Origin of the sequence: Bartonella sp. P0282 (assembly GCF_048452985.1) — a bacterium.
Classification (GTDB): Bacteria; Pseudomonadota; Alphaproteobacteria; order Rhizobiales; family Rhizobiaceae; genus Bartonella; species Bartonella choladocola.
Genome location: NZ_WTFO01000001.1, coordinates 1,028,458 through 1,048,807 on the forward strand (window position 1 = coordinate 1,028,458; position 20,350 = coordinate 1,048,807).

Sequence of the window (20,350 nt, forward strand, 5' to 3'; positions counted from 1 at the left end):
ATAAAACAAATAGTCTTGCGATAATTCGGGTGAGGAGATTTCATAAGGTTTTGCGTGGTTTATGTGTTGCGCGCCATTTTTGCGATAAGCCGTAAGCCAGTCCGAAAAACGCCGACACCAGAGACCCGCCAAGGATTGCGAGTTTCGCCGCTTCCAATTGTTCCGGATTGGAAAATGCCAGAGTTGCGGTAAAAATGGACATGGTAAAGCCAATTCCTCCCAATAATCCTACGAGAGCCATTCCATGCCAATTTATTCCTGCCGGAAGGCGGCAAAGGCCAAAACGCACGGCAATGAAACTGAAAAGTACAATGCCGAGTGGTTTACCTATAACGAGACCAAGCCCTATACCAATCATAATGATAAAGGAAAAATGATTTTCAAAATCGACATCGGAAATATTGATGCCCGCATTGGCAAGCGCGAAGAGGGGCATAATGAGAAATGAAACCCAAGGATTGAACGCGTGAACAAGCCTTGATACCGGCGCATCAATTGCTGCCAAACTCTTGCCTATTTCAAGAAGAGCAAAACGGCGCTTTAAAGCGCTGTCTTGGGGGTTTTCATTTTTCAATATCTCCAAAGCGTAAGACATTCGGTTGACAGGCGCAATCAGCGAACGGGGGGCAAGCGCCGGTGTCAATAATCCCGCTATGACACCTGACAGGGAAGGGTGGATTCCGCATATCATAAGTCCGAGCCAGAGGAGACCGACGGGAAGAACATAAATCAGTGCCGAATTTATTCCTATCCATTGCAAAAAAACAATGATGATAATTGCCAGACATGCAAATGGCAGACCTGCGAGATCAAAACTGCCGGAATAAAAAATAGCGATAATCAAAATCGCGATAATGTCATCTATCGTGGCAAGCGCAAGCAAAACGATTCTTAAATTGGTTGGAACCGATTTTCCCAAAAGTGCCAGAATGCCGATTGCAAAGGCTATGTCGGTTGCAGTGGGCACAGCCCAACCATGGCTCGTTGGTGGCATAGGATTGGTAGAAAAATAAATGATCGCCGGTATTATAACGCCGCCAATAGCTGCAACGATGGGCAATAAAGCCAGACGAAATTCGCTCAAGGCCCCTTCATGAATTTCCCGCCTTATTTCCATGCCTGCAACAAGGAAAAAAAGCGTCATGAAACCGTCATTCACCAGAAAGTGCAGGTCTTTGGAAAAGGAAAATCCGAAAGCTTCTATCGAAATTTTTTGTTGCCAGAATTCCTGATACGCGGCCGCATAAGTTGAATTGGCAAGCAAAAGAGCGACAAATGTTGCTATAACGAGAACAACGCCCGCCATCGCATCAATATGAAAAAAATTGCGGAAGGCTGAAAATATTTTTTCGGCAATAACAGAGGCACGGTTAGGCAGGCGGCGGGATATATTATTCATGGCAAGTTCCTATGTGCTGGCGGCCCGACCAGCTTGAAACCTGCCCGAAACAATTTATCGGACACCCGTTGGCAACTATATAAAAATGACAGAAAACTACAATAACAATTTTCTATTTTTTCTTGTCCGACATTTGTCAGAACAGAATAAAATTCCGGTTATCACTCTTTGAACGATTTATTTAAGTATATTATAAATAAATATTTTATATAAATAAATTTTATAAAATTTAAAAAATAAACAAAAATATAATAGTATAATATATCATTCAATATAGAATAATATTATTGAATGAAATTATTATAAAGGGGATATGGTCCCCTTTATAAAACGGAACTTAGGTCTTTCAGTTTTCGTTTTTTACCGTAAGGTTTACTTTGTTGAGCGCAGTTGCAAGATCGTTTTGCAAGGCTGTTTCAAGATCGGTAGCCGTTAGCCCCTTATTATCCTTGGCTTCAAGCGATATTTTGAGCGTTCCGGGTTTTTTAGCGAAAGCACCGAAAGCAGATGAAATCTTTTGTGCTTCATCATGATCTTTCAAAAGCATTGCCGGACTCTTGGTCATTACGACATAAAAGTCTTCATAAAGTTCCTGCTTGAGATCGTGCTTATTGTCGTTCAAGTTCTGGGCAAGATAGGTAAACAATTTGTCGATGAAGCCGAAATCGGAATAGCGCATATCAGCTTTGGTGATGCCAATCCGGTTTGCGGCGTCAAGGGATGCATCCTTATCGCCGGAAAACAATGCGGGTTCGGCATTGATGATTGTTGCCGACATCTGCCCCGAACCGATGCCGTTAGCAGTGAAAGAAAGATCGTTCAAAGCAAGCGTTTTGCCTCTGGAATTGTAAGAAAAATCAATTTTTCCAGAAAGATCCAGTGTTTTGAAGCCCATATTTCTCAAAATTTCAAAATCTTTTTGCGGCATTTCGGATGTGTTGAGCGAAAGGCCGTTGAGCGACACAAGCAGACTTTCGGGAACCGGCTGATTCCATTCGCGTGGTAGAAGTTGAAACGAATTGAGGCTTGCTTTGATTTTCGGCAAATCAATATCAGCTTTTTCAACTTCAGCATCAATGGCAGTTATTGCCGAAACAAGTGTTACAAGCAGCGCGTTTCTTGCCGCCTTTTCATTTTTTTCATCCCCGCTCTTCTTGGCTTCAAGATAGGTTCGTGCCAGAGTTTCCGGTACGTCCTGCATCGGGTGCATCTTCAAGCCGTTGGTTTTAAACTTGTCGAGTGAAAAATGCGCATTGCGGTTTGTACCTTCATACACATCAATTGCAATATCGCCTAATTCGACAGGACCGAAGACCGTCCGCCCCACTTTGTCGGGTTTGATCTTTCCGGCGAGGATCGAATAGGCGTAACCGACATCAATGTCATCGGCCCGCATGGCATTGCTTTTGCCGATAAGGCGAAGACCGTCGGCGCTATTTGTATCGGAATTTTTCAAACCGACATTGGTGCTCATGCCGTCAATGCCGACAGAGCCGATATTGCCTGCCTTCAAATTTGAAAGCCAGAAGCCCTTAATGTCCAGTTTTTCTGTCTCGCCGTTGGGATTGGCAAGAGATACTTCTATGTTCGGCGCATTAACGGATGATACATCAACCCTCTTCAGGGCTTGTAAAACATGGGATTCGATTGATGTATCCTTGTCTTTAAGGGTTATGCCACTGAGAGTCACTTCCGGAATTTCGACGTGAATATTCTCTCGTTTCAAGTCGATATTGTAGATCGTGAATGAACCGGGGACAAAGCCAACCGGCGGACGACCGGAAATGGCACCGATTTTAAGCGTAACGCCTTCGGGCACTGGAAGTGTCACATTTTTGAGGTTGACATTACCGGCAACTGTCACTTCCGATTGATCGGCCTTGACACCATGTTTTACCATCTCGTCTTTGACAAAGCTGTTGAGGTAAGGAGCTGCCATATAAAAAGCGCCGACAGCCAATATGGCCAGAATGACCACGCCTCCGATAATATAAATTAACCAGCGTTTGAGTGTTGCTATCAACCAGCCACCGAAATTGGCCATTCTTTTCTTCCAGTCTTAATGTTGTACGTCTGCGCTCAAGTCGATCTTGTCGAACAGGCTCAACGGCGCAATTCGAGCCGCTAAAAAGTCTGCCAATCCGACACCTTGTCCGGATTTTGCTTTAGCATGGATATTCAAAGTTCCACCGCTTTCTAAAAAGTTTTGCACTGCTTCGCCAAATTTTTGTGAATTTTCCGCACCGAGGAAAATTGCAACAGCCAACCTGGTTTTGACAGCCGCCTCCTTGCGTTTGTCAGCAAATTTTTCGCCGGTATTCGCATCATAAAATTTTGCAAAACGATCAAGAAAATTATCAGCGTTTACGGTCAAGTCCATGCTCTTTGCATGTATGACAAGACCTGCCGCGGCAATAGTCATAACATTATCCGAGAAAAATGCCGGATCGACATTGACGAACGAGCCTTTAAGAGACCAACGTCCTATGTCGGGATAATCCATAGTCAACTCCTTAATATCAAGAGTTTCATTGTCGGCGTTCCATGAACCATCAAAAATAAAATCCTCTGATATTGTCTTATAGCCGAGCTGACTGAGCAATCCACTGTTTGTTGTTTTAGAAAAGCCTAACTCGGTTAAAATGGGGAATTTCTTTTCCCAATCTGCCGCAGAGCCTTGCAACCCTTTCCAGTCTATTTTCAATGATGTCGGAATGGCTCCCAAGTTGAAATTCGCTTTCACGTCCAGAGAATTGAATGTGACAGGCGAGTTGTCAGAGCCGTTTTCCGAAGGCGGAGGCAATAACGAAAAACCGGACAGGTGAATAGTGTCGAATTGCGGCATCAAAGGAAGGTTCTCACTTTGAAGAAAAGCTTTGAAAACACGGCTGATACTATCAAAATCGCCTTTGTCCAATTTGTCCAATTTGGTCAGCATGTCATTAATATGAGGAAAACGCAGTTGCGAGATTGAAAAATCGTCAAGCGTTGCTGTCTCGTTGTCTTTGTCGATGGTTTTGATGCCTTTCAACGCGATGTCGAATTTGCCATTATTGTAAGTAAAAGAGCTATCTTGAACATTTGCGCTGCTATCAGGGTGTTTTATAGCGAGTCCGGTCAAATGTATATCGGCAAAGCCGATAGACGGGATGATGGCAAGTTTCTCGGTGAGCAATCTTGCCTCATCAGATTTGCCGATGCTGCTATTGCTATCGGCATTGTCAAGCTGTTTGACCATTTCCGAAAGGGAAAATGGCAGTCTACGCACCGAAATTTTTGTTCCGGAAATTTTTTCGATCGTTGTATTGCCGACGTTCTCGTTATCTATAACGTCGTCAATTGACAAAGTTTGAACTGACCAGTTGCCAGTTATATCTTTAAACGGGTTTTCTGTTTCGCCAGCAGAAGACGGTTCGCTATAATAGCGAACAAGATAACCGATATTGAAATTGTCAATTTCAGCCTTGCCGGTTTTGGTCGATATAATACGATCGATCGTAGAATCATCACTTTCATCGGCCAAACGGACTTCGCCCGAAAGACCATCGCTCGTCAATTTTTTGACAATTCCTTTGTCAATATCGTTGAACACAACATTATTATAAGTCATTGCCTCGCCACCGTTACCGGTTTTGCGTGTCACAATCATTGAAGGGGCGACAATTTTTTTTACCGCAATATTTGTAACGTCAAAAACGACATTTCCATTATTGGTGCCGGTCTTTTCATTAAGTGCGAAATTTTGCACACTCATCGCGGGAACCGAGATTTCGGTTTTGCCAAAATGATAAGACAGGTTTTCCAGTTTCAGATTTTTACTGGTTTTACCGGAAAAATTGACCTCACCATTGATTGTTTCGACGTTCAAGCTTTCTTCGGACGAGAGTTTCACCTTTGCATTATGGGCAGTGAAATGACGCCGCCAATTGACGTCAAGTGAACCGACACTGATACCATTGGCTTTAAGAAAATTTTCAACATGCTTTTGTGCCGAGCGTGCAAGATAAAAGACAAAGCCGCCACAAATAAGGGCAATAATAACAAGGCCTGTAATGATCTTTTTCCAAGGCGATTTTTTTATAGTCTTATCTGCGGTCTGTTCACTCATTGAATTCACCCTCGATTGACACAAAGTTTTGTTGCAATACGGCTTGTCCCATTTCGTTTAATGCCAAACAATCGCGACTTTTTTCTGGCAGAACAATCCTTAATATAAGCGAGTGCCGGAGTCTCGTTCTTTTTTAAAACCTTAGCCCGACAATTGCAGTTTAAGAAATGGATTTTGAATGGTTGAACCGGTTTCAGGCTTGAAGCTGCGGTTGCAGAGCCAGACTTTAATCCTCGAAGCTCTTTGACATATTGTCGAAGAACTAATTATTTTCCTGGCAGCAAATTGGAAGATTAATTACAAAATTTATTAATTGCTCTTTGGCTATAAACCATAAAGGTACCGTTCTTAAAAAGGCCTATTCAAACGAATATCTTAACATTTTCTGTTTGTCTGGCGGTAATTCTGTTCTGGTCTTTTCTTGCTAAGGAATAGTTATCGTTGACTGCTATAGAAAATGGACTGACCAAACTTCGAGAAGTCAATTTATCAAGCAATTCAAAAATAATCGGGGTTGCCACAATAACCGGAATTTTTCCGGCAACAACAATGCCACTTGTTAAAAATACCACTTGTTAAAAACCGGCCCAAACGCGATGGACTTCGTTGATACGTTCGCCCCCGCCCTGGTCATAATTCATACGATTTATTCGGGAACACCGGATAAAAACAATTATCAGGCAAGCGAAAAACAATGAAACATCACGTTTTGCATGAATAAACAGCAAATGTTTTTGAAGCTCAGGCAATAACGCCTTCGGGTTTAATGTATTTTTTTACCGCTTTCTCCAAATTCTTTTCAAGGTGAACTGAAGGTGGCTTGATCCCGTGTGAAATAAGGTCTTTCAGAACCTGTTCGGAAGCTCCGCAAATAACAAGGGTAATGGCCTGTTTTTTAGCTTTTTCGGCCAGACTTTCAATGGTATTTGCACCTGTCGCATCGAGAAAAGGCACTTGGGCAAAATCGAGAATCATCGTGCGATAATTGTCGCCGATGCGATCAAGAACAGAACCGATGGATGCTGCCGCACCGAAAAAGAATGCACCGGAAATATGGTAGATAACCGTATGGCTATTTTTCGATATTTCGCCTTCGTAGTTGTCAACCGGTTGTTTTGTAACGTCGGCTATGTCTTCGGCAACCAGCGGCCGGTCTGTTGTAACGCTTGCAGCTTTCGACATGCGATGGATAAATAATAATGCGCCCAAAGCAAAGCCGATGATGATGGCTTCAGTCACATTGCGGAATATTGTCAATGATAACGAAACAAGAAGGACAACAGCATCGCCCGCAGACGCTTTGAGAAGAAGCAGAATGGCACGTTTGTCAATCATATTCCACGAAATAATGGCAAGAATTCCGGCAAGGCACGCCAATGGAATGAAGTTTGCAAGGGGAGCCAATATAACAAGGAATAAAAGCAGAAAGATCGAGTGAAAAATACCGGCTACGGGGCTTCTTGCACCCGCGCGGATATTGGTGGCTGTGCGTGCGATAGCACCCGTCACACAAATGCCGGTAAAAAAGGCCGAAGCGATATTTCCGACACCTTGGGCCACCAGCTCGCAATTCGAGCGATGCCGTCGGCCGGTCATACCGTCGGCAACAACTGCCGATAACAGGGATTCAATCGCACCGAGCAACGTAAATGTCATGGCATTCGGAAAAACAGCTTGAATCTTCTCGAAACTGAAATCCGGCAATCGTGGAGACGGGAGCGTCGAAGGCATTGTGCCGAATTTTGAACCGATAGTGACAACATCAAGATTGAAAAAGGCTGTGACAGCACCACCAATAATGATTGAAAGCACCATACCCGGCCAATTCGGACACAGTTTTTTCAGGACAGAGATAAATATGATTGTTCCTGCACAAAAACTGATCGAAAGCAGGCTACAAGTTCCGATATGATTCCAGATAACCGGCAATTTTTCCAAAATCGGTCCCGGCTCTTTTTCGGTAAGCTCAAGTCCGAGCATATTGATAAGCTGGCTTGAAAAAATAATGACAGCAATACCGGCGGTAAATCCTACCGTGACAGGATAGGGAATAAATTTGATATAAGTACCAAGTCGGAGATAGCCGAGCACCATAAGCATCAATCCCGACATCAATGTTGCAAGCAACAGCCCGTCCATGCCGTGTTCGGCGACGGTCGTTGAAACAACGATAATAAAGGCACCGGCGGGACCACCGATCTGAAAACGGCTGCCGCCAAGAAGGGCAATGAAAAATCCCCCCACTATCGAGGTGTATAATCCCTGTACCGGTGATGCACCCGATGCGATGGCGATTGCGATTGAAAGCGGCAGGGCAACGATGGCAACAGTCAGACCGGCAATAATGTCAGCACGCAAATCAACAAAATGATAACCTTCGCGTAAGACTGTTACAAGCTTTGGCTGGAAAAGCTCGCTAAAGGATATTTTGTCAACAGCCGTTTTTGATCGCACCATGATTTAACACAAATGAACCCCGAAAAGTAATTCAGGACTAATAGCATGGATGGTCTGGTCTATCTACTTTATTCAAGCAGAATAAAGCCGCTCTCACATAAATTTTATAGCTTGTTGGAGTAGAAAATAATTATCTCTTCATTATCATCGCAGCAGCAATAATATCGAAGCAAGAATAATAGAACAGTGAGCTTTATGCCTATGGCAGAAGAATACGATAAAAAAATTGGCACGGAAAATGTCAGCCTTGCGCGATGGGTTGCAATTCTCGTAGCTGCTGCATTTTTTATGGAAAATCTTGATGCGACAGTTATTGCAACAGCTTTGCCGCAAATGGGGGAAACTTTTCGTACCGATCCGGTCAATATCAACACCGGCATGAGCGCTTACATGTTGACACTTGGCGTTTTTATTCCCGCAAGTGGTTGGCTGACAGACCGGTTCGGTTCGCGCGTTATGTTTTCATTAGCTGTTCTCATCTTTACGCTTGCGTCTTTATTATGCGGACTATCGTCCAGTTTGACTTTTTTCATCTGTGCCCGCATCCTGCAAGGCATAGGTGGTGCACTCATGGTTCCTGTCGGTCGCCTCGTCGTTTTGCGCGAAACCCCGAAGCACAAGCTTGTCGATGCTATTGCACTGCTCACCTGGCCAGGGCTGGTAGCGCCGATTTTGGGGCCGCCGCTCGGTGGTTTTATTGCCCAGCATTTCCACTGGAACCTTATTTTTTATCTGAATATTCCGTTAGGTTTTATTATTCTTCTTTTCAGTTTGAAAATTTTCCCTGATGAAAAAAGTGAAAAACCGCGATCTTTCGATCTTATGGGGTTCCTGCTTACAGGCATAGGACTGGTGACGCTTCTTTTTGCCGCAGAAAAAATCGGTGATAGCCATGGTCTCACACCGTTTGTTATCACTTGTTTTGCTATTGGCGTGACATTGCTTTTGTGGAGTATTTTCCATCTCAAGCATGTCAAGGCACCGCTGGTTTCGTTAAAAGCTCTTTCTTATCAAACATTTGCCGTGTCGATCTATGGCGGGACAGGTTTCAGGATGACAACCAATGCTGTCATCTTTATTCTGCCGTTGATGGCTCAATTGGCGATGGGATATACCCCGACCGGAGCGGGACTTTTATTAATGCCGATCTTTATCGGTACTCTCGCAGTCAAACCATTTACAACGCCCCTTATGCGCTATTTCGGTTTCAAACATACACTTGTTGTCAATTGTCTGCTCAATGCGTTATTTCTTGCCCTTTGCGGAACCTTTTCACGCGATATGCCGGTTTCACTGATAGTGGCCGTGCTGACGTTAAGTGGCGTGTTCCGGTCTATCCAGTTCACAGCTTTGAATGCAATTGCATTTGCCGATATTCCGGGCGAGGAAATGAACGGTGCCAACACACTGTTTTCAACAGTTTTTCAATTGGGTATCGGTCTTGGAATTGCATTGGGTGCAATATGTTTGCGAGCAGGCGTTGCGATAACCGGCGCCGAACTCGAGATGTCCCTTCAACCGTTCAAAATGGCACTTTATATCGTTGCTTTTATCAGTCTCTTGCCATTATGGGGATTGTTGCGGTTAAAACGCGACGCGGGGGATCTTGTCGCCGGACATGTGAAGAGCTAGATTTAAAAAAGCCATAAGCCGTCTTCCAGAACAGGCTGGCAAAATAGAACAACAAGAAGGTGGGCGGCATTTCATTATGACAACAGATCAGGTTATGGCTTTTTCCATTATTGGTCTCATGATGGCGGTCTTTATATGGGATCGGTTCCGCTATGATGTGGTAGCGGTGTTGACACTGTTGCTTGCCTGTGCTGTCGGTATTGTAAGCCCTAAAGAAGCTTTCAGGGGGTTCAGTGATGATATTGTTATCATTGTTGGAAGTGCCCTGTTGGTAAGTGCCGGTGTTGCACGTTCCGGAATAATGGAACTTATTATCCAGCGTGTTTGGCCGGATGTTAAATCGGTGCGTCTGCAACTTTGTTTTCTCGTTATCGTGGTCACAATTTTATCTGCGTTTGTGAAAAATATCGGCGCTTTGGCAATTATGCTGCCGATTGCTTTCCAATTTGCCCGCCGTTCCAATGTTTCGCCTTCGGTTTTCCTTATGCCTATGTCATTTGGTGCTTTGCTCGGAGGGCTGATGACACAGATAGGAACCTCGCCGAATGTGGTTGTTTCTGCCATGCGGGAACATCTTGTCGGCAAATCGTTTACGATGTTCGATTTTACACCGGTGGGTGCAACCGTTGCGGCTGTAGGCGTTCTCTATCTGGTATTTTTCTCATGGCTGGTGCCGGCGCGAGCGAGAAAAACTGTCTCGACAAACAGTAGTCTGGCCGATCGTGACTATATTTCGGAAGCACGTGTGGTGACCGGCTCGACAGTCATTGGCAAACAGATCTCCGATCTTGTCAAACCGGCGGGCGGCGATGCAATGGTTCTACAAATTATAAGAAACAAGAACCTTATTTCACCGCTTCCGGATTTTTTACTTGCTGAAGGAGACACGGTGGTTCTTGAAGGCACACATGGCGGGCTTGATTCGGTTATCAATACGGCAAAACTCGATATTGCCAAAGGTCGCGATGTCCAGACAGGTGACAAATTGCGCCAGATAGATGTGGTTGAAGCGGTCGTTACAGACAATTCGCCTCTCATTGGCATTAATGCCAAACGGCTCAATCTGTTTGATCGCTACGATGTCAATCTTCTGGCACTGAGCAGGCCGCAGGAACGCGTAAGACAGCGCCTCGGTGATATTGTCTTCCGGCTTGGGGATGTCATTGTATTGCAAGGGCGGGACGATATTATTCCCGATCTTTTGCAGGAACTGAAATGTCTTCCACTCGCCAAACGCAATATTATGTTCGGTAGTCTGCGTCATGGTTTGGTGCCACTTACCATTCTGTTTATCGCGATTGTAGCAACCGCCTTGCAGATTGTTCCTGTCGCTCTTGCTTTTTTTGCCGCAGCCGCTGCCATGATCGTTTTTCGTGTTATACCCGCGCGTGACGCCTATCAGGCTCTTGACGGACAAATATTGGTCATGCTGGCAGCCCTTATTCCGGTAAGCGAGACCTTGGAAAAAACCGGTTGCACAAAAATTATCGGCCATTGGCTAAGTATGTTTGCCTCCTCGCTCCCACCTTCGGGTGCTTTGGCAGTTATTCTCGTTGCGGCTATGCTGGTTACACCATTTCTCAACAATGCTGCGACCGTTATGGTGATGGCACCGATTGCAACAAGCTTTGCCGAATCGCTTCAATTCAAACCGGAAGCATTTTTAATGGCTGTTGCCATCGGTGCGGGGTGTGATTTTCTCACCCCCATCGGTCATCAATGCAATATGCTGGTTATGGGACCGGGGGGATATTATTTCAGCGATTATCCGCGACTTGGCGCGCCATTGAGTATTCTGATTGCGGTGGTTTCTGTTCCTATGTTGATGTGGGTGTGGCCACTGACATGATGACAACCGGTTTCAGAATCAAACTCCGGCAGGCGTTCAACCAGGTTCAGGCAAGCTGGAAAGATGCTTTATGTGCAGGTCTTGCGGCCGGACTTGCATGGTTTGTTTCCTTTCATTTCCTCGATCATGAACATCCAATTTATGCTGCAATGACGGCTCTTATCTGCCTTGCACCGGGAATTCCGAGTCATGGGCGGCAGGCGATCTATGTATTGGCTGGTGTGTTGACCGGTGTCGCTGTCGGCGAACTGACATTGTTATTGCCGCCGATGCCGACCGAAGTTCGTATTGCCATTGTGGGTTTTGCAGGAATGACGATTGCTTCGGCTTATTCGATCGTTCCGGCCATTATTATCCAAGCCGGTATTTCGGCGGTCATGGTTTTTGCTCTGGGGGCGGATGTCGCCGGTTGGACGCGGGCAATCGATGTTGCGGTGGGTACGTCGATCGGTCTTGTCTTCAGCCAGATTCTGTTCACTCCCGATCCTTTGAAAACACTGCATTCGGCGGTGGAACGTTTTTTCAAGGAAGTCGCTCTCAATTATACTCTTGCAACCGACGCACTTGAGCGGAATGATGTTGCCGCAGCAATCAAGGCAATGAAGAGTTGTAGTCGTACCCATTCGGCGTTAATCGGATTGATAGGCGCAATTGACGTTACAAGATCCAATGCACGATGGACCTTGCGCGGCCGATTTTCGTCGCGCGAGGTTGCTTCGCTCTCGGCACGTTATGACCAGTCGGGTATCAGACTTTACGCTTCGTCTTTGTTGTTTTGCGAAGCAATGGTCAACGCTATACGAAAAGGACGGGAGCCACCGCCCGATTGGCTGGTGGAAGCCTTGAAGCTTATTGTCAAGAATTGCCGTTTCATTGCGGGAGAAGCAAATTCGGCGCAACAATTTGTTTTTCCTGATCGCTCTGACAGAGCCGAAGCTTCGCTTACTTGGCATGAATGTGTTATCGACATTGAAATGGTAGAAACAACGCTCGCCCGATTCTATAAAAGCCGGACACGCAAACACCGTCTTGCCGCTTACAGAAAAAAGCAGATTCTGGATGCAGTCAGAAAAGAGATTGAAGAACGCAAACGCGAAGAAACGCTTCTCTCTGCTGAAGAGGACGAAAAAAGCAATAAAACACCCCTATAATCGACTTATTCTGTCCTTTTTTTGTGATAAGGACTACCATCTTTGCTAAATTATGCTTAAAAGCCCTAAAACCCCTTTTTTTGACAGGAAAAAATAATGTCGGATGAAAGTTTTATTCGTGAGGTCAATGAAGAAATCCGTCAGGAAAAGGCCAAAGCCTTATGGGGGAATTATGGGCCTTATCTAATTCTGGCTGCTGTTCTTCTCGTGCTGGGAACGGGTGTCTATCAGATTTACGACCATTGGCAGACCTCGAAGGCCGGTCATATCGGCGATACATTTCTTGCAAGTTTCGATCTTGGCAATGAGCAAAGTTTTGACGAAGCCTTGCAAAAACTTGATGACGTCGAAAAATCGGGTTTCGGAGATTATCCCCTGTTGGCCGGATTGAGAAAAGCTTCGATCTACATGGAACAGGGTGATCCGGAAACAGCGGTAGCAGAATTTGACCGGATAGCCGACAATAAAAATGCACCGGAAATGATACAAAAAGTGGCAAAGATCCGCGCAGCTTATATTCTGGTGGATAGCGGCTCCTTCGAGGATGTCGAGAAACGCGTCAAAGATCTTGCCACCGATGTTGACCCTACTCGCATAATGGCGCGTGAGGCTTTGGGGCTTTCGGCCTATAAAGCTGGAAAAATGGATGAAGCACATTATTATTTCCAGAAAATCGTCGATGAGAGACTTGACGGAATCAAGGCAACAGAGCGTTCGCGTCTCATGCTTGAGCTTATGCAAGGTTCCGGTGCTATTGCCAAGGAATAAAAAATGGGCTTGACCATTGCAATTGTAGGCCGCCCGAATGTCGGCAAATCCACACTCTTCAATCGCCTTGTCGGACAAAGATTGGCTCTTGTGGATGATACGCCAGGCGTCACGAGAGATCGTCGCCGTCATGAAGCGCGTTTGATGGATTTGCGTTTCGATGTCATTGATACGGCTGGTCTGGAAGAAGCAAAAAGCGATAGTCTGGAAGGGCGTATGCGCGCCCAAACAAAAGCTGCAATCGATGAGGCCGATCTTATCCTTTTTGTACTTGACGCGAAAAGTGGCATGACATCAAGCGATCTGAATTTTGCTTCGCTTGTTCGCAAGTCGGGTAAGCCGATTGTGCTCGTTGCCAACAAATCGGAATCGAAACAGGCAACGGCAGGCTTTTATGAAGCATGGTCACTCGGCCTTGGCGAGCCTTGCCCGATTTCTGCCGAACATGGCTTGGGGTTGCAGGATTTGCGAGACGCTATTGTTGCTGCCGTTGGCAGGCAAAAAGCTTTCGACCGGACAGAAACGGGCAAGGAAAACCGGCAAAGCGACAACGAATTTGGCGAGAAAATTGACGATCCGGAGGCGGAAGAGCCGGCTTATGATCCGACAAAACCCTTGCGGATTGCAATTGTCGGTCGCCCCAATGCGGGCAAATCCACCCTTATCAATTCAATGCTTGGACAAGACAGGTTGCTGACAGGTCCGGAAGCGGGAATAACCCGTGATTCTATTTCTGTTGATTGGCAGTGGAGAGGGCGGCAAATCAAGCTTTTTGACACGGCAGGTTTACGTCGAAAATCGAAAGTCGAAGGAAAACTCGAAAAGCTCTCTGTTGCAGAAACTTTGCGTGCAATACGTTTTGCAGAAGTTGTCATCATTGTTCTTGATGCAACTATTCCGTTTGAAAAACAGGATTTGCAGATTGCCGATCTTGTTATACGGGAAGGGCGTGCACCCGTCATCGCTTTCAACAAATGGGATTTGATCGACAACCGGCAGGAAACACTTGCCCGATTACACGAAGAATGCGCCCGCCTTCTGCCGCAAGTCCGTGGATTGAGAGCAGTACCGGTTTCCGGTGAACGGGGCGAAGGGATTGATCGGCTTATGGAAAATGTCGAGATGATCCACCGTATCTGGAACCGGCGTGTGTCGACCGGCAAGCTTAACCGGTGGCTTGCGGAAATTACCGCCTATCATCCGGCTCCAGCCGTTTCAGGGCGGCGTTTGAAGGTCAAATACATCACCCAGATTAAAACCCGCCCACCGGTTTTTGTTATTTCCTGCTCGCGACCGGAAGCAATGCCGCAATCCTATTTGCGCTATCTTATAAACGGCTTGCGCGATTCGTTCGATATGCCCGGTGTTCCAATACGGTTGACCATGACAACCTCCGACAATCCATTTGCCGGACGGGCTAAAAAACGGTGAGTCGTTTTTAAAAAAAATTCCGTTTGTACTTTATTTAGAAAGCTTAACACTATCGCTTTGTTTTTTTATCAAAGCCGGTAAATGCGCAATTTTTGCGTTAACCATTATCGTAAATTAAGGAAAAATTAAGCAATAAAATCAACGAATAAAGGGGTTTTTGTTAACCATAAATAAAGGTTGATGAGGCAATCTCCCAATCACAGAAAACAAGTTTTTCTTTTTGTTTTGCGTAAGCGTATTTGCGTTGGAGTGATGTGGTGTTTGAAGTGTCTTTCATACCGTCTTTGCGCCGTCATGGTAACAAAGGAGAGCGGACTGAAATGCTTCGCGCCGCATCCTCTTATTATATGCCGGAGGGGCGCTTTTATGACGCGCCGGTTGTTTTAAAACAGAAAAAACGTAAGTCCCGTGTTTTGCCGGTTTTTTTTGGTGCAAGTCTCTCTGCACTCGCTGCTACATCGGTGCACAAAGCAGATCTTGTCAATCTCGCTTCGCCTTATAAAGCTTTAATGGCGAATGGTTCCGAAATTCAGGCAAATAGCGTGGCAGCGAATGATAAAGAGATCACTTCCAATATAACTTTATCAAAAAACGAGCAGAAAGAGCCTCTTTCAAAAACAGATAAAGTCGACACAGACTATGTCAAAGCTGTTGATGCAACTGAAACAAAAACAATCAAAGAAGAAAAGGACACAGGCAAAAAAGCTGCCACAAAATTTGATCTGTCAGCCTCAACCAAACTGGAATTGCCACATATCGGTATGCGGATACCTTATTCGGAACATCTCGAACAAACCGATACGTTCGCGATTGCACGGTACACGGAAAAATCGGGTGACAAGTCAGGGATTGCCGACAAGAATATGAAGAAAATCGCTGACAAGGCCGAAACAAAGATCGCTCTTGTTATCCCGCAGAAAAAACCGGTTGCAAAACTGCCGGTACCAAAGATTCTTAAAAATCTCGTCACCAATGATAATCCCGATATTCTGGCGCTCGGTTATGCTCCTGCCAATGCAAAAGTGGATACAAGTGCATTTGACAGTGTCTTGACCGATCAACATTCGCCAATCGACCGGAACGGGCGCTTTATTCCGCCGATAGGGCGTAACGACCACGCGTGGGCCGCAACGCCTTTACCGGCTGAAGCCTTTACAGCGAAAGAACAAAAATGTCTGGCTGAAGCTGTTTATTTCGAATCGCGCGGAGAATCAATAAAAGGGCAAGCTGCTGTTGCCCAGGTTGTTTTGAACAGGGTTAGAAATCCGGCTTATCCCAAGACAATTTGCGGCGTTGTTTATCAGAATACAAACTGGATCAATCACTGCCAATTTTCATTTGCTTGTGACGGGCGCAAGCACAAAGTAACCGAGATGGCCCAATGGACAGTGGCTCAACAGGTTGCCAGAGCGGTTTCGGCAGGGCAGATATGGTTTCCCGAAGTCGGTTCCGCCACCCATTATCATGCTGTTTATGTGCGCCCCCGCTGGGCAAGTACAATGATTAAGGTGGACAAGATCGGATTGCACATTTTTTATCGGACCCGCTATGGCGGATGGATCTGATATTACGACTATTCTAAAGCAGAAAATATAATTCAAAACAGCAGGGTAATGCACAGTTTGAAATTCTGCTGGCAGAAAAAACAAGTTAATAAATGTCTTTACTTCCTTTTTTGAAGAAAAATCCTTTTGAACTTGGGGCTTGCGCCTTGACGAATGCCTCTGGTCACAATATGTTGCGCGCAACTCTAGAGGTCAGACCTTTACTTTGCATTCGGGATTGAGGGGCCAGAGATGGCAAAAGATGCCAAACCTGTTAAGCCTGAGAAGGGTACTCAAATGCCGGAGCAGGGGAACAGTCCTGAAACTTTGGATCTGGAAACACGCAGACGCAATCTGCAGGAAAAATTGGCTCGTTATCAAAGGGACAAAAAACCGGATCCATCGGAACAGGAATCTGGACCACCTAAAGGAATGGCACAGGCAATCCGGTTATCCAGCGAATTTTTGGCTGGTGTTGTGGTTGGTGTTATACTAGGGTTGGGATTTGATCAATTGGCAGGAACTTCGCCTTGGGGATTGATTATTTTTCTTTTCCTTGGATTTTCTGCCGGAGTGTTGAATATATTACGGTCGGTGGGGGCTGTGGCTCCCAGTCAAATTGGCAAAAACGGCGCATCGCGCCAAGATGATGGGCCCAATAAGCCCAAGTAAAAGAGGTTAAGGTGTCAGCGAGCGGTCCAGATCCTATTCATCAGTTCCAGATGTCTAAGCTGATTAATATTTCCGTCGGAAATATGGATTTATCATTCACGAATGTTTCGCTCTTCATGGCAATAACGGTGGTTTTTTCTTCGATGTTTCTATTTGCATCGTCGTCGAGTCGGGGAATAATTCCGACCAGGATGCAATCAATCTCGGAAATTACCTACGAGTTTGTCGCCAATATGTTGCGCGGTTCGGCAGGGGCACAAGGTATGCGTTTTTTTCCGCTGGTGTTTTCAATATTTGTATTTGTGCTCGTAGCGAACTTTTTAGGATTATTCCCTTATTTTTATACGGTTACCTCCCAGATCGCCATAACTTTCGCCCTCGCCATGCTGGTCATTTTTACAGTGGTTATTTATGGCTTTATCAAAAACGGGTTCGGTTTTTTAAGGCTTTTTGTTCCTTCGGGCGTACCGGTTGTCATTCTGCCGCTGGTGACAGTAATCGAAGTTATTTCCTTTCTCTCACGTCCGATCAGCCTGTCGGTTCGTCTTTTTGCCAACATGTTGGCAGGGCACATTACACTAAAAGTATTTGCGGGCTTTGTTGTCTCTATGATAGGCCTTGGTGCGGCAGGCATTGGCGGTTCTGTTTTGCCTCTCATTATGACGGTGGCGGTTACGGCTCTTGAAGTTCTTGTGGCATTCCTGCAAGCTTATGTCTTTACTATTCTAACCTGTATGTACCTTGCTGATGCGGTGCATCCCGGACATTGATGAAACTGGTGGGGTTCCACCGCTTTTAAATGCGATTTTGCTTCAAAGGAGAATGATATGGAATTAGCACTCGCAGCAAAATATATAGGCGCTGGTCTTGCCTGCTTTGGTATGGCAGGTACAGCTCTTGGCCTTGGTAATATCTTTGGCAGTTATCTTTCGGGTGCGCTTCGCAATCCGTCGGCTGCCGATGGTCAGTTTGCACGGTTGGTTTTCGGCTTTGCTGTTACAGAAGCTTTGGGCATTTTCTCATTGCTCGTTGCCATTCTGCTTCTGTTTGCTGTTTAATAAATTGATTGCCTTTGGCCATTGCATTTGGCGGGGCAGGCGTTAACGCCTGCCACTCGCTTTCGATGCTAAAGCCAATGAAATAGAAAACCTTGAGCTGCCAAAAGGCTGTTACAAATTGTATTAAAGCATTGGAGCTTGTGAGAGGGTAAAACGGGATGTTTCTATCAAGCGCATTTGCGCAAACTGTCGAAACGCCAGTAGAACATGCGGGCGAAGCTGCACAACATGCAAAGGGTGTTTTTCCGCCTTTTGATTTTTCATATTATGAGTCACACATATTTTGGCTTATTATCTGTTTCGGCCTGTTTTATATAATCATATCCAGAATTATTGTGCCGCGCATTGGAGGTACAATTGAAATCCGTCGTGACAGGATTGCATCCGACCATGACAAAGCCGAACGCATGAATATGGAACGTGAAAGTGCTATCGCTTCTTATGAACGAGAGCTTTCTGAAGCCCGTTCACGCGCCATCGCAATCGCCCAAAGCTCTGCTGATGAAATTCGCGGCAAGATAGACGAAGAACGTAAAAAGTCGGAAGCCGAGCTGGATAAGAAACTTGCGGAATCCGAAGAGCGAATTAAAAAAATTCGCGACGGTGCTATGGGGAATGTGAACAAGATTGCCGAAACGACAGCAGCCGAAATTGTGGAACAACTGATCGGTACTAAAGTCAGTGCATCGCAAGCAACTGCAGCCGTCAAGTCTGTAAGCGGTGTGGAGTAAAAGCCATGATGACAGATACCTTCTGGGCGCTGATAGGATTGCTTCTTTTTATAGCTATCCTTGTTTACTATAAAGTGCCTGCACTTCTTAACCGTTTTCTTGATAAACGGGCAGAACTTATTCGCAGTGAACTTGATGAAGCCCGCCGCACACGTGAAGAAGCTCAGGAACTTTTGGCGGTTTATCAGGCCAAGCGCGAGCAGGCTGAAAAGGAAGCAAAAGAGATTATTGCCGCAGCAAAACGCGAAGCGGAATTGCTTGCCAAGGACGCTCACCAGAAAATGGCCGATTATGTTGCCCGTCGTAATAAGATGGCCGAACAAAAAATTGCACATGCTGAATCGGAAGCTGTCGATGCGGTGAGGTCTTCGGTTGTTGATATTGCGGTCGCTGCCGCAAAAGAAATGCTTGTTAAAGAAATTGATGAGAAGAAATCTGCCAGTCTCATTAAAGAGTCACTGGCCGATGTTAAAGCGCATCTGAATTAGACTATTTCAATCAGGCCAGTTTCCTTTAGCTGAAATCGAACCACGCTTTATGCGTGGTTTTTTTGTGCCTTCCGATAACAAGGTTTTCAGAATTGGAAAAATAGTTCCAATATTATTTCTTTAAAGACACCATGAACGCCGAAGTGGCGAAAAAAGCAGCAAAAATATTGAGAGATCCTAAATCAACCAAAGCGCAAAAATCGGTCGCTGCATTTGCCTTGGCTCAAGCTCCCGATAAAAGCAAAGCAAAAACACCGGCTAAAAAAAAGCCAAAATCCGATCAAAAAAAATCTTAAAAATACAAAAACAAGCTCGCCGGATAAGCCTTGTATAACCGGTCTTTGTCAAGTCTCCGGTTCAGGGAGCTTTTTATCGATTAACGCTGGCGATGAAGCGTGAAGTTTACTTCAGACGGTAAAGGGTGAAGTTTGATGCGGGTAATGAAGCGTGAAGTTTAGTGCCAGCGAAAAAGCACAAAGTTTCATGCAGACGATAACGCGCAACGTTTATTACCAGCGATGAAGTGTGAAGTTTAATGCGGCAGATAAGTGTGACGGTTAATGTCGCCAATCAAGCTCAAAGTTTAATTCGGGCGATCAAGAGCAAAGTTTAATACTATTCAGCTTTCAGTTTTATGCCGCCGATAGAACGTGAAGTCTAGCGTCACCGATATAGTATGAAGCTTAGTGCCGCCGATATAGTGTGAAGGTTTACGTCGACAATAATAGAAAAACCGGAATCGGGAATGGCGATTTGGTTTGCGCTATAAAGCCGGAGCGAGGAGCTGGAAAATGCTTGAAATTCGGTTTTTCGGCGTCAAACAGGTTGTAGGAGAAACTTTTTTCGGCGCTTGGCGTCCGGTTACGAAATCTCTTTCAACTTCCATAAAAGCTTCTGTTTGAAGAATTTTAAACTGCGGCTCTTCGGGAAATCAAGTGGCAAGGGGAAAATGCCGGAGGGGGTGAAACAGGGGCAAGGAACTCTAGTTGGCATGCTTTTACCATTTTCAAGTCGGGGGTAAGAATTTCCGCCATTATGGTTGATAGTTTGTAGAACTCGACC

The 20,350-nt window shown here is 45.4% G+C and carries 15 protein-coding genes and 1 pseudogene; 11 read left to right on the forward strand and 5 right to left on the reverse strand.

Annotation, left to right across the window (positions count from 1 at the left end; all coding sequences use genetic code 11):
- Nucleotides 1-40: 40 nt before the first annotated feature.
- From nhaA to GQS64_RS04545, 5 genes are all read right to left on the reverse strand, one after another.
- Nucleotides 41-1,399 carry a Na+/H+ antiporter NhaA gene (gene nhaA / locus GQS64_RS04525; RefSeq protein WP_198230744.1) on the reverse strand — a complete coding sequence of 453 codons (1,359 nt, stop codon included), beginning with the start codon at nucleotides 1,397-1,399 and terminating at the stop codon, nucleotides 41-43.
- A 346-nt stretch (nucleotides 1,400-1,745) separates the two neighbouring features.
- The gene (locus tag GQS64_RS04530; protein WP_198230745.1) at nucleotides 1,746-3,443 is read right to left on the reverse strand and encodes a hypothetical protein; all 1,698 of its coding nucleotides are present in this window, start codon (nucleotides 3,441-3,443) and stop codon (nucleotides 1,746-1,748) included.
- Between the two features lie 15 nt (nucleotides 3,444-3,458).
- Complete coding sequence (locus GQS64_RS04535; RefSeq protein WP_198230746.1) at nucleotides 3,459-5,507, reverse strand: hypothetical protein; 2,049 nt, start codon at nucleotides 5,505-5,507, stop codon at nucleotides 3,459-3,461.
- Between the two features lie 362 nt (nucleotides 5,508-5,869).
- On the reverse strand, nucleotides 5,870-6,079 hold the full coding sequence (locus tag GQS64_RS04540; protein WP_198230747.1) for a hypothetical protein: 210 nt from the start codon (nucleotides 6,077-6,079) through the stop codon (nucleotides 5,870-5,872).
- Nucleotides 6,080-6,248: 169 nt separating this feature from the next.
- The gene (locus GQS64_RS04545) at nucleotides 6,249-7,964 is read right to left on the reverse strand and encodes a SulP family inorganic anion transporter (RefSeq protein WP_198230748.1); all 1,716 of its coding nucleotides are present in this window, start codon (nucleotides 7,962-7,964) and stop codon (nucleotides 6,249-6,251) included.
- A gap of 201 nt (nucleotides 7,965-8,165) precedes the next feature.
- On the opposite strand from GQS64_RS04545, the gene GQS64_RS04550 reads away from it, so the two are divergent.
- The 11 genes and pseudogenes from GQS64_RS04550 (at nucleotide 8,166) to GQS64_RS04600 (ending at nucleotide 19,288) form a co-directional block, all read left to right on the forward strand.
- Nucleotides 8,166-9,596 carry an MFS transporter gene (locus GQS64_RS04550; RefSeq protein WP_198230749.1) on the forward strand — a complete coding sequence of 477 codons (1,431 nt, stop codon included), beginning with the start codon at nucleotides 8,166-8,168 and terminating at the stop codon, nucleotides 9,594-9,596.
- Nucleotides 9,597-9,672: 76 nt separating this feature from the next.
- A complete protein-coding gene (locus tag GQS64_RS04555) occupies nucleotides 9,673-11,445 on the forward strand; it encodes an SLC13 family permease (protein WP_077991336.1) in 1,773 nt (590 codons plus the stop codon).
- Nucleotides 11,442-12,596: an FUSC family protein gene (locus GQS64_RS04560; protein WP_198230750.1), complete on the forward strand. Its 1,155-nt coding sequence runs from the start codon at nucleotides 11,442-11,444 to the stop codon at nucleotides 12,594-12,596. The genes GQS64_RS04555 and GQS64_RS04560 overlap by 4 nt, the downstream gene beginning before the upstream one ends.
- 96 nt (nucleotides 12,597-12,692) lie before the next feature.
- Nucleotides 12,693-13,364 (forward strand): tetratricopeptide repeat protein, encoded by a 672-nt coding sequence (locus tag GQS64_RS04565; protein ID WP_198230751.1) that lies wholly within the window; start codon nucleotides 12,693-12,695, stop codon nucleotides 13,362-13,364.
- 3 nt (nucleotides 13,365-13,367) lie between these two features.
- The gene (gene der, locus GQS64_RS04570) at nucleotides 13,368-14,795 is read left to right on the forward strand and encodes a ribosome biogenesis GTPase Der (protein WP_198230752.1); all 1,428 of its coding nucleotides are present in this window, start codon (nucleotides 13,368-13,370) and stop codon (nucleotides 14,793-14,795) included.
- A gap of 917 nt (nucleotides 14,796-15,712) precedes the next feature.
- Nucleotides 15,713-16,360, forward strand: a pseudogene (locus GQS64_RS04575) (cell wall hydrolase); the annotation flags it as partial.
- Between the two features lie 231 nt (nucleotides 16,361-16,591).
- A complete protein-coding gene (locus GQS64_RS04580) occupies nucleotides 16,592-17,011 on the forward strand; it encodes an AtpZ/AtpI family protein (protein ID WP_077991345.1) in 420 nt (139 codons plus the stop codon).
- 11 nt (nucleotides 17,012-17,022) lie between these two features.
- Nucleotides 17,023-17,781, forward strand: coding sequence for a F0F1 ATP synthase subunit A (locus GQS64_RS04585; protein ID WP_077991349.1), 759 nt, complete (start codon nucleotides 17,023-17,025; stop codon nucleotides 17,779-17,781).
- Between the two features lie 57 nt (nucleotides 17,782-17,838).
- A complete protein-coding gene (locus tag GQS64_RS04590) occupies nucleotides 17,839-18,069 on the forward strand; it encodes a F0F1 ATP synthase subunit C (RefSeq protein WP_075870187.1) in 231 nt (76 codons plus the stop codon).
- A 158-nt stretch (nucleotides 18,070-18,227) separates the two neighbouring features.
- Complete coding sequence (locus tag GQS64_RS04595; RefSeq protein ID WP_077991350.1) at nucleotides 18,228-18,800, forward strand: F0F1 ATP synthase subunit B; 573 nt, start codon at nucleotides 18,228-18,230, stop codon at nucleotides 18,798-18,800.
- 8 nt (nucleotides 18,801-18,808) lie between these two features.
- Nucleotides 18,809-19,288, forward strand: coding sequence for a F0F1 ATP synthase subunit B (locus GQS64_RS04600; RefSeq protein ID WP_077994464.1), 480 nt, complete (start codon nucleotides 18,809-18,811; stop codon nucleotides 19,286-19,288).
- Nucleotides 19,289-20,350: the final 1,062 nt, after the last annotated feature.

Bases quoted from the DNA above. Each gene is read 5' to 3' on its own strand.
- nhaA (WP_198230744.1), bottom strand. From the start codon at position 1,399: ATGAATAATATATCCCGCCGCCTGCCTAACCGTGCCTCTGTTATTGCC.
- GQS64_RS04595 (WP_077991350.1), top strand. From the start codon at position 18,228: ATGTTTCTATCAAGCGCATTTGCGCAAACTGTCGAAACGCCAGTAGAA.
- GQS64_RS04550 (WP_198230749.1), top strand. From the start codon at position 8,166: ATGGCAGAAGAATACGATAAAAAAATTGGCACGGAAAATGTCAGCCTT.
- GQS64_RS04580 (WP_077991345.1), top strand. From the start codon at position 16,592: ATGGCAAAAGATGCCAAACCTGTTAAGCCTGAGAAGGGTACTCAAATG.
- GQS64_RS04560 (WP_198230750.1), top strand. From the start codon at position 11,442: ATGATGACAACCGGTTTCAGAATCAAACTCCGGCAGGCGTTCAACCAG.
- GQS64_RS04530 (WP_198230745.1), bottom strand. From the start codon at position 3,443: ATGGCCAATTTCGGTGGCTGGTTGATAGCAACACTCAAACGCTGGTTA.
- GQS64_RS04600 (WP_077994464.1), top strand. From the start codon at position 18,809: ATGACAGATACCTTCTGGGCGCTGATAGGATTGCTTCTTTTTATAGCT.
- GQS64_RS04545 (WP_198230748.1), bottom strand. From the start codon at position 7,964: ATGGTGCGATCAAAAACGGCTGTTGACAAAATATCCTTTAGCGAGCTT.
- GQS64_RS04535 (WP_198230746.1), bottom strand. From the start codon at position 5,507: ATGAGTGAACAGACCGCAGATAAGACTATAAAAAAATCGCCTTGGAAA.
- GQS64_RS04565 (WP_198230751.1), top strand. From the start codon at position 12,693: ATGTCGGATGAAAGTTTTATTCGTGAGGTCAATGAAGAAATCCGTCAG.
- der (WP_198230752.1), top strand. From the start codon at position 13,368: ATGGGCTTGACCATTGCAATTGTAGGCCGCCCGAATGTCGGCAAATCC.
- GQS64_RS04590 (WP_075870187.1), top strand. From the start codon at position 17,839: ATGGAATTAGCACTCGCAGCAAAATATATAGGCGCTGGTCTTGCCTGC.
- GQS64_RS04555 (WP_077991336.1), top strand. From the start codon at position 9,673: ATGACAACAGATCAGGTTATGGCTTTTTCCATTATTGGTCTCATGATG.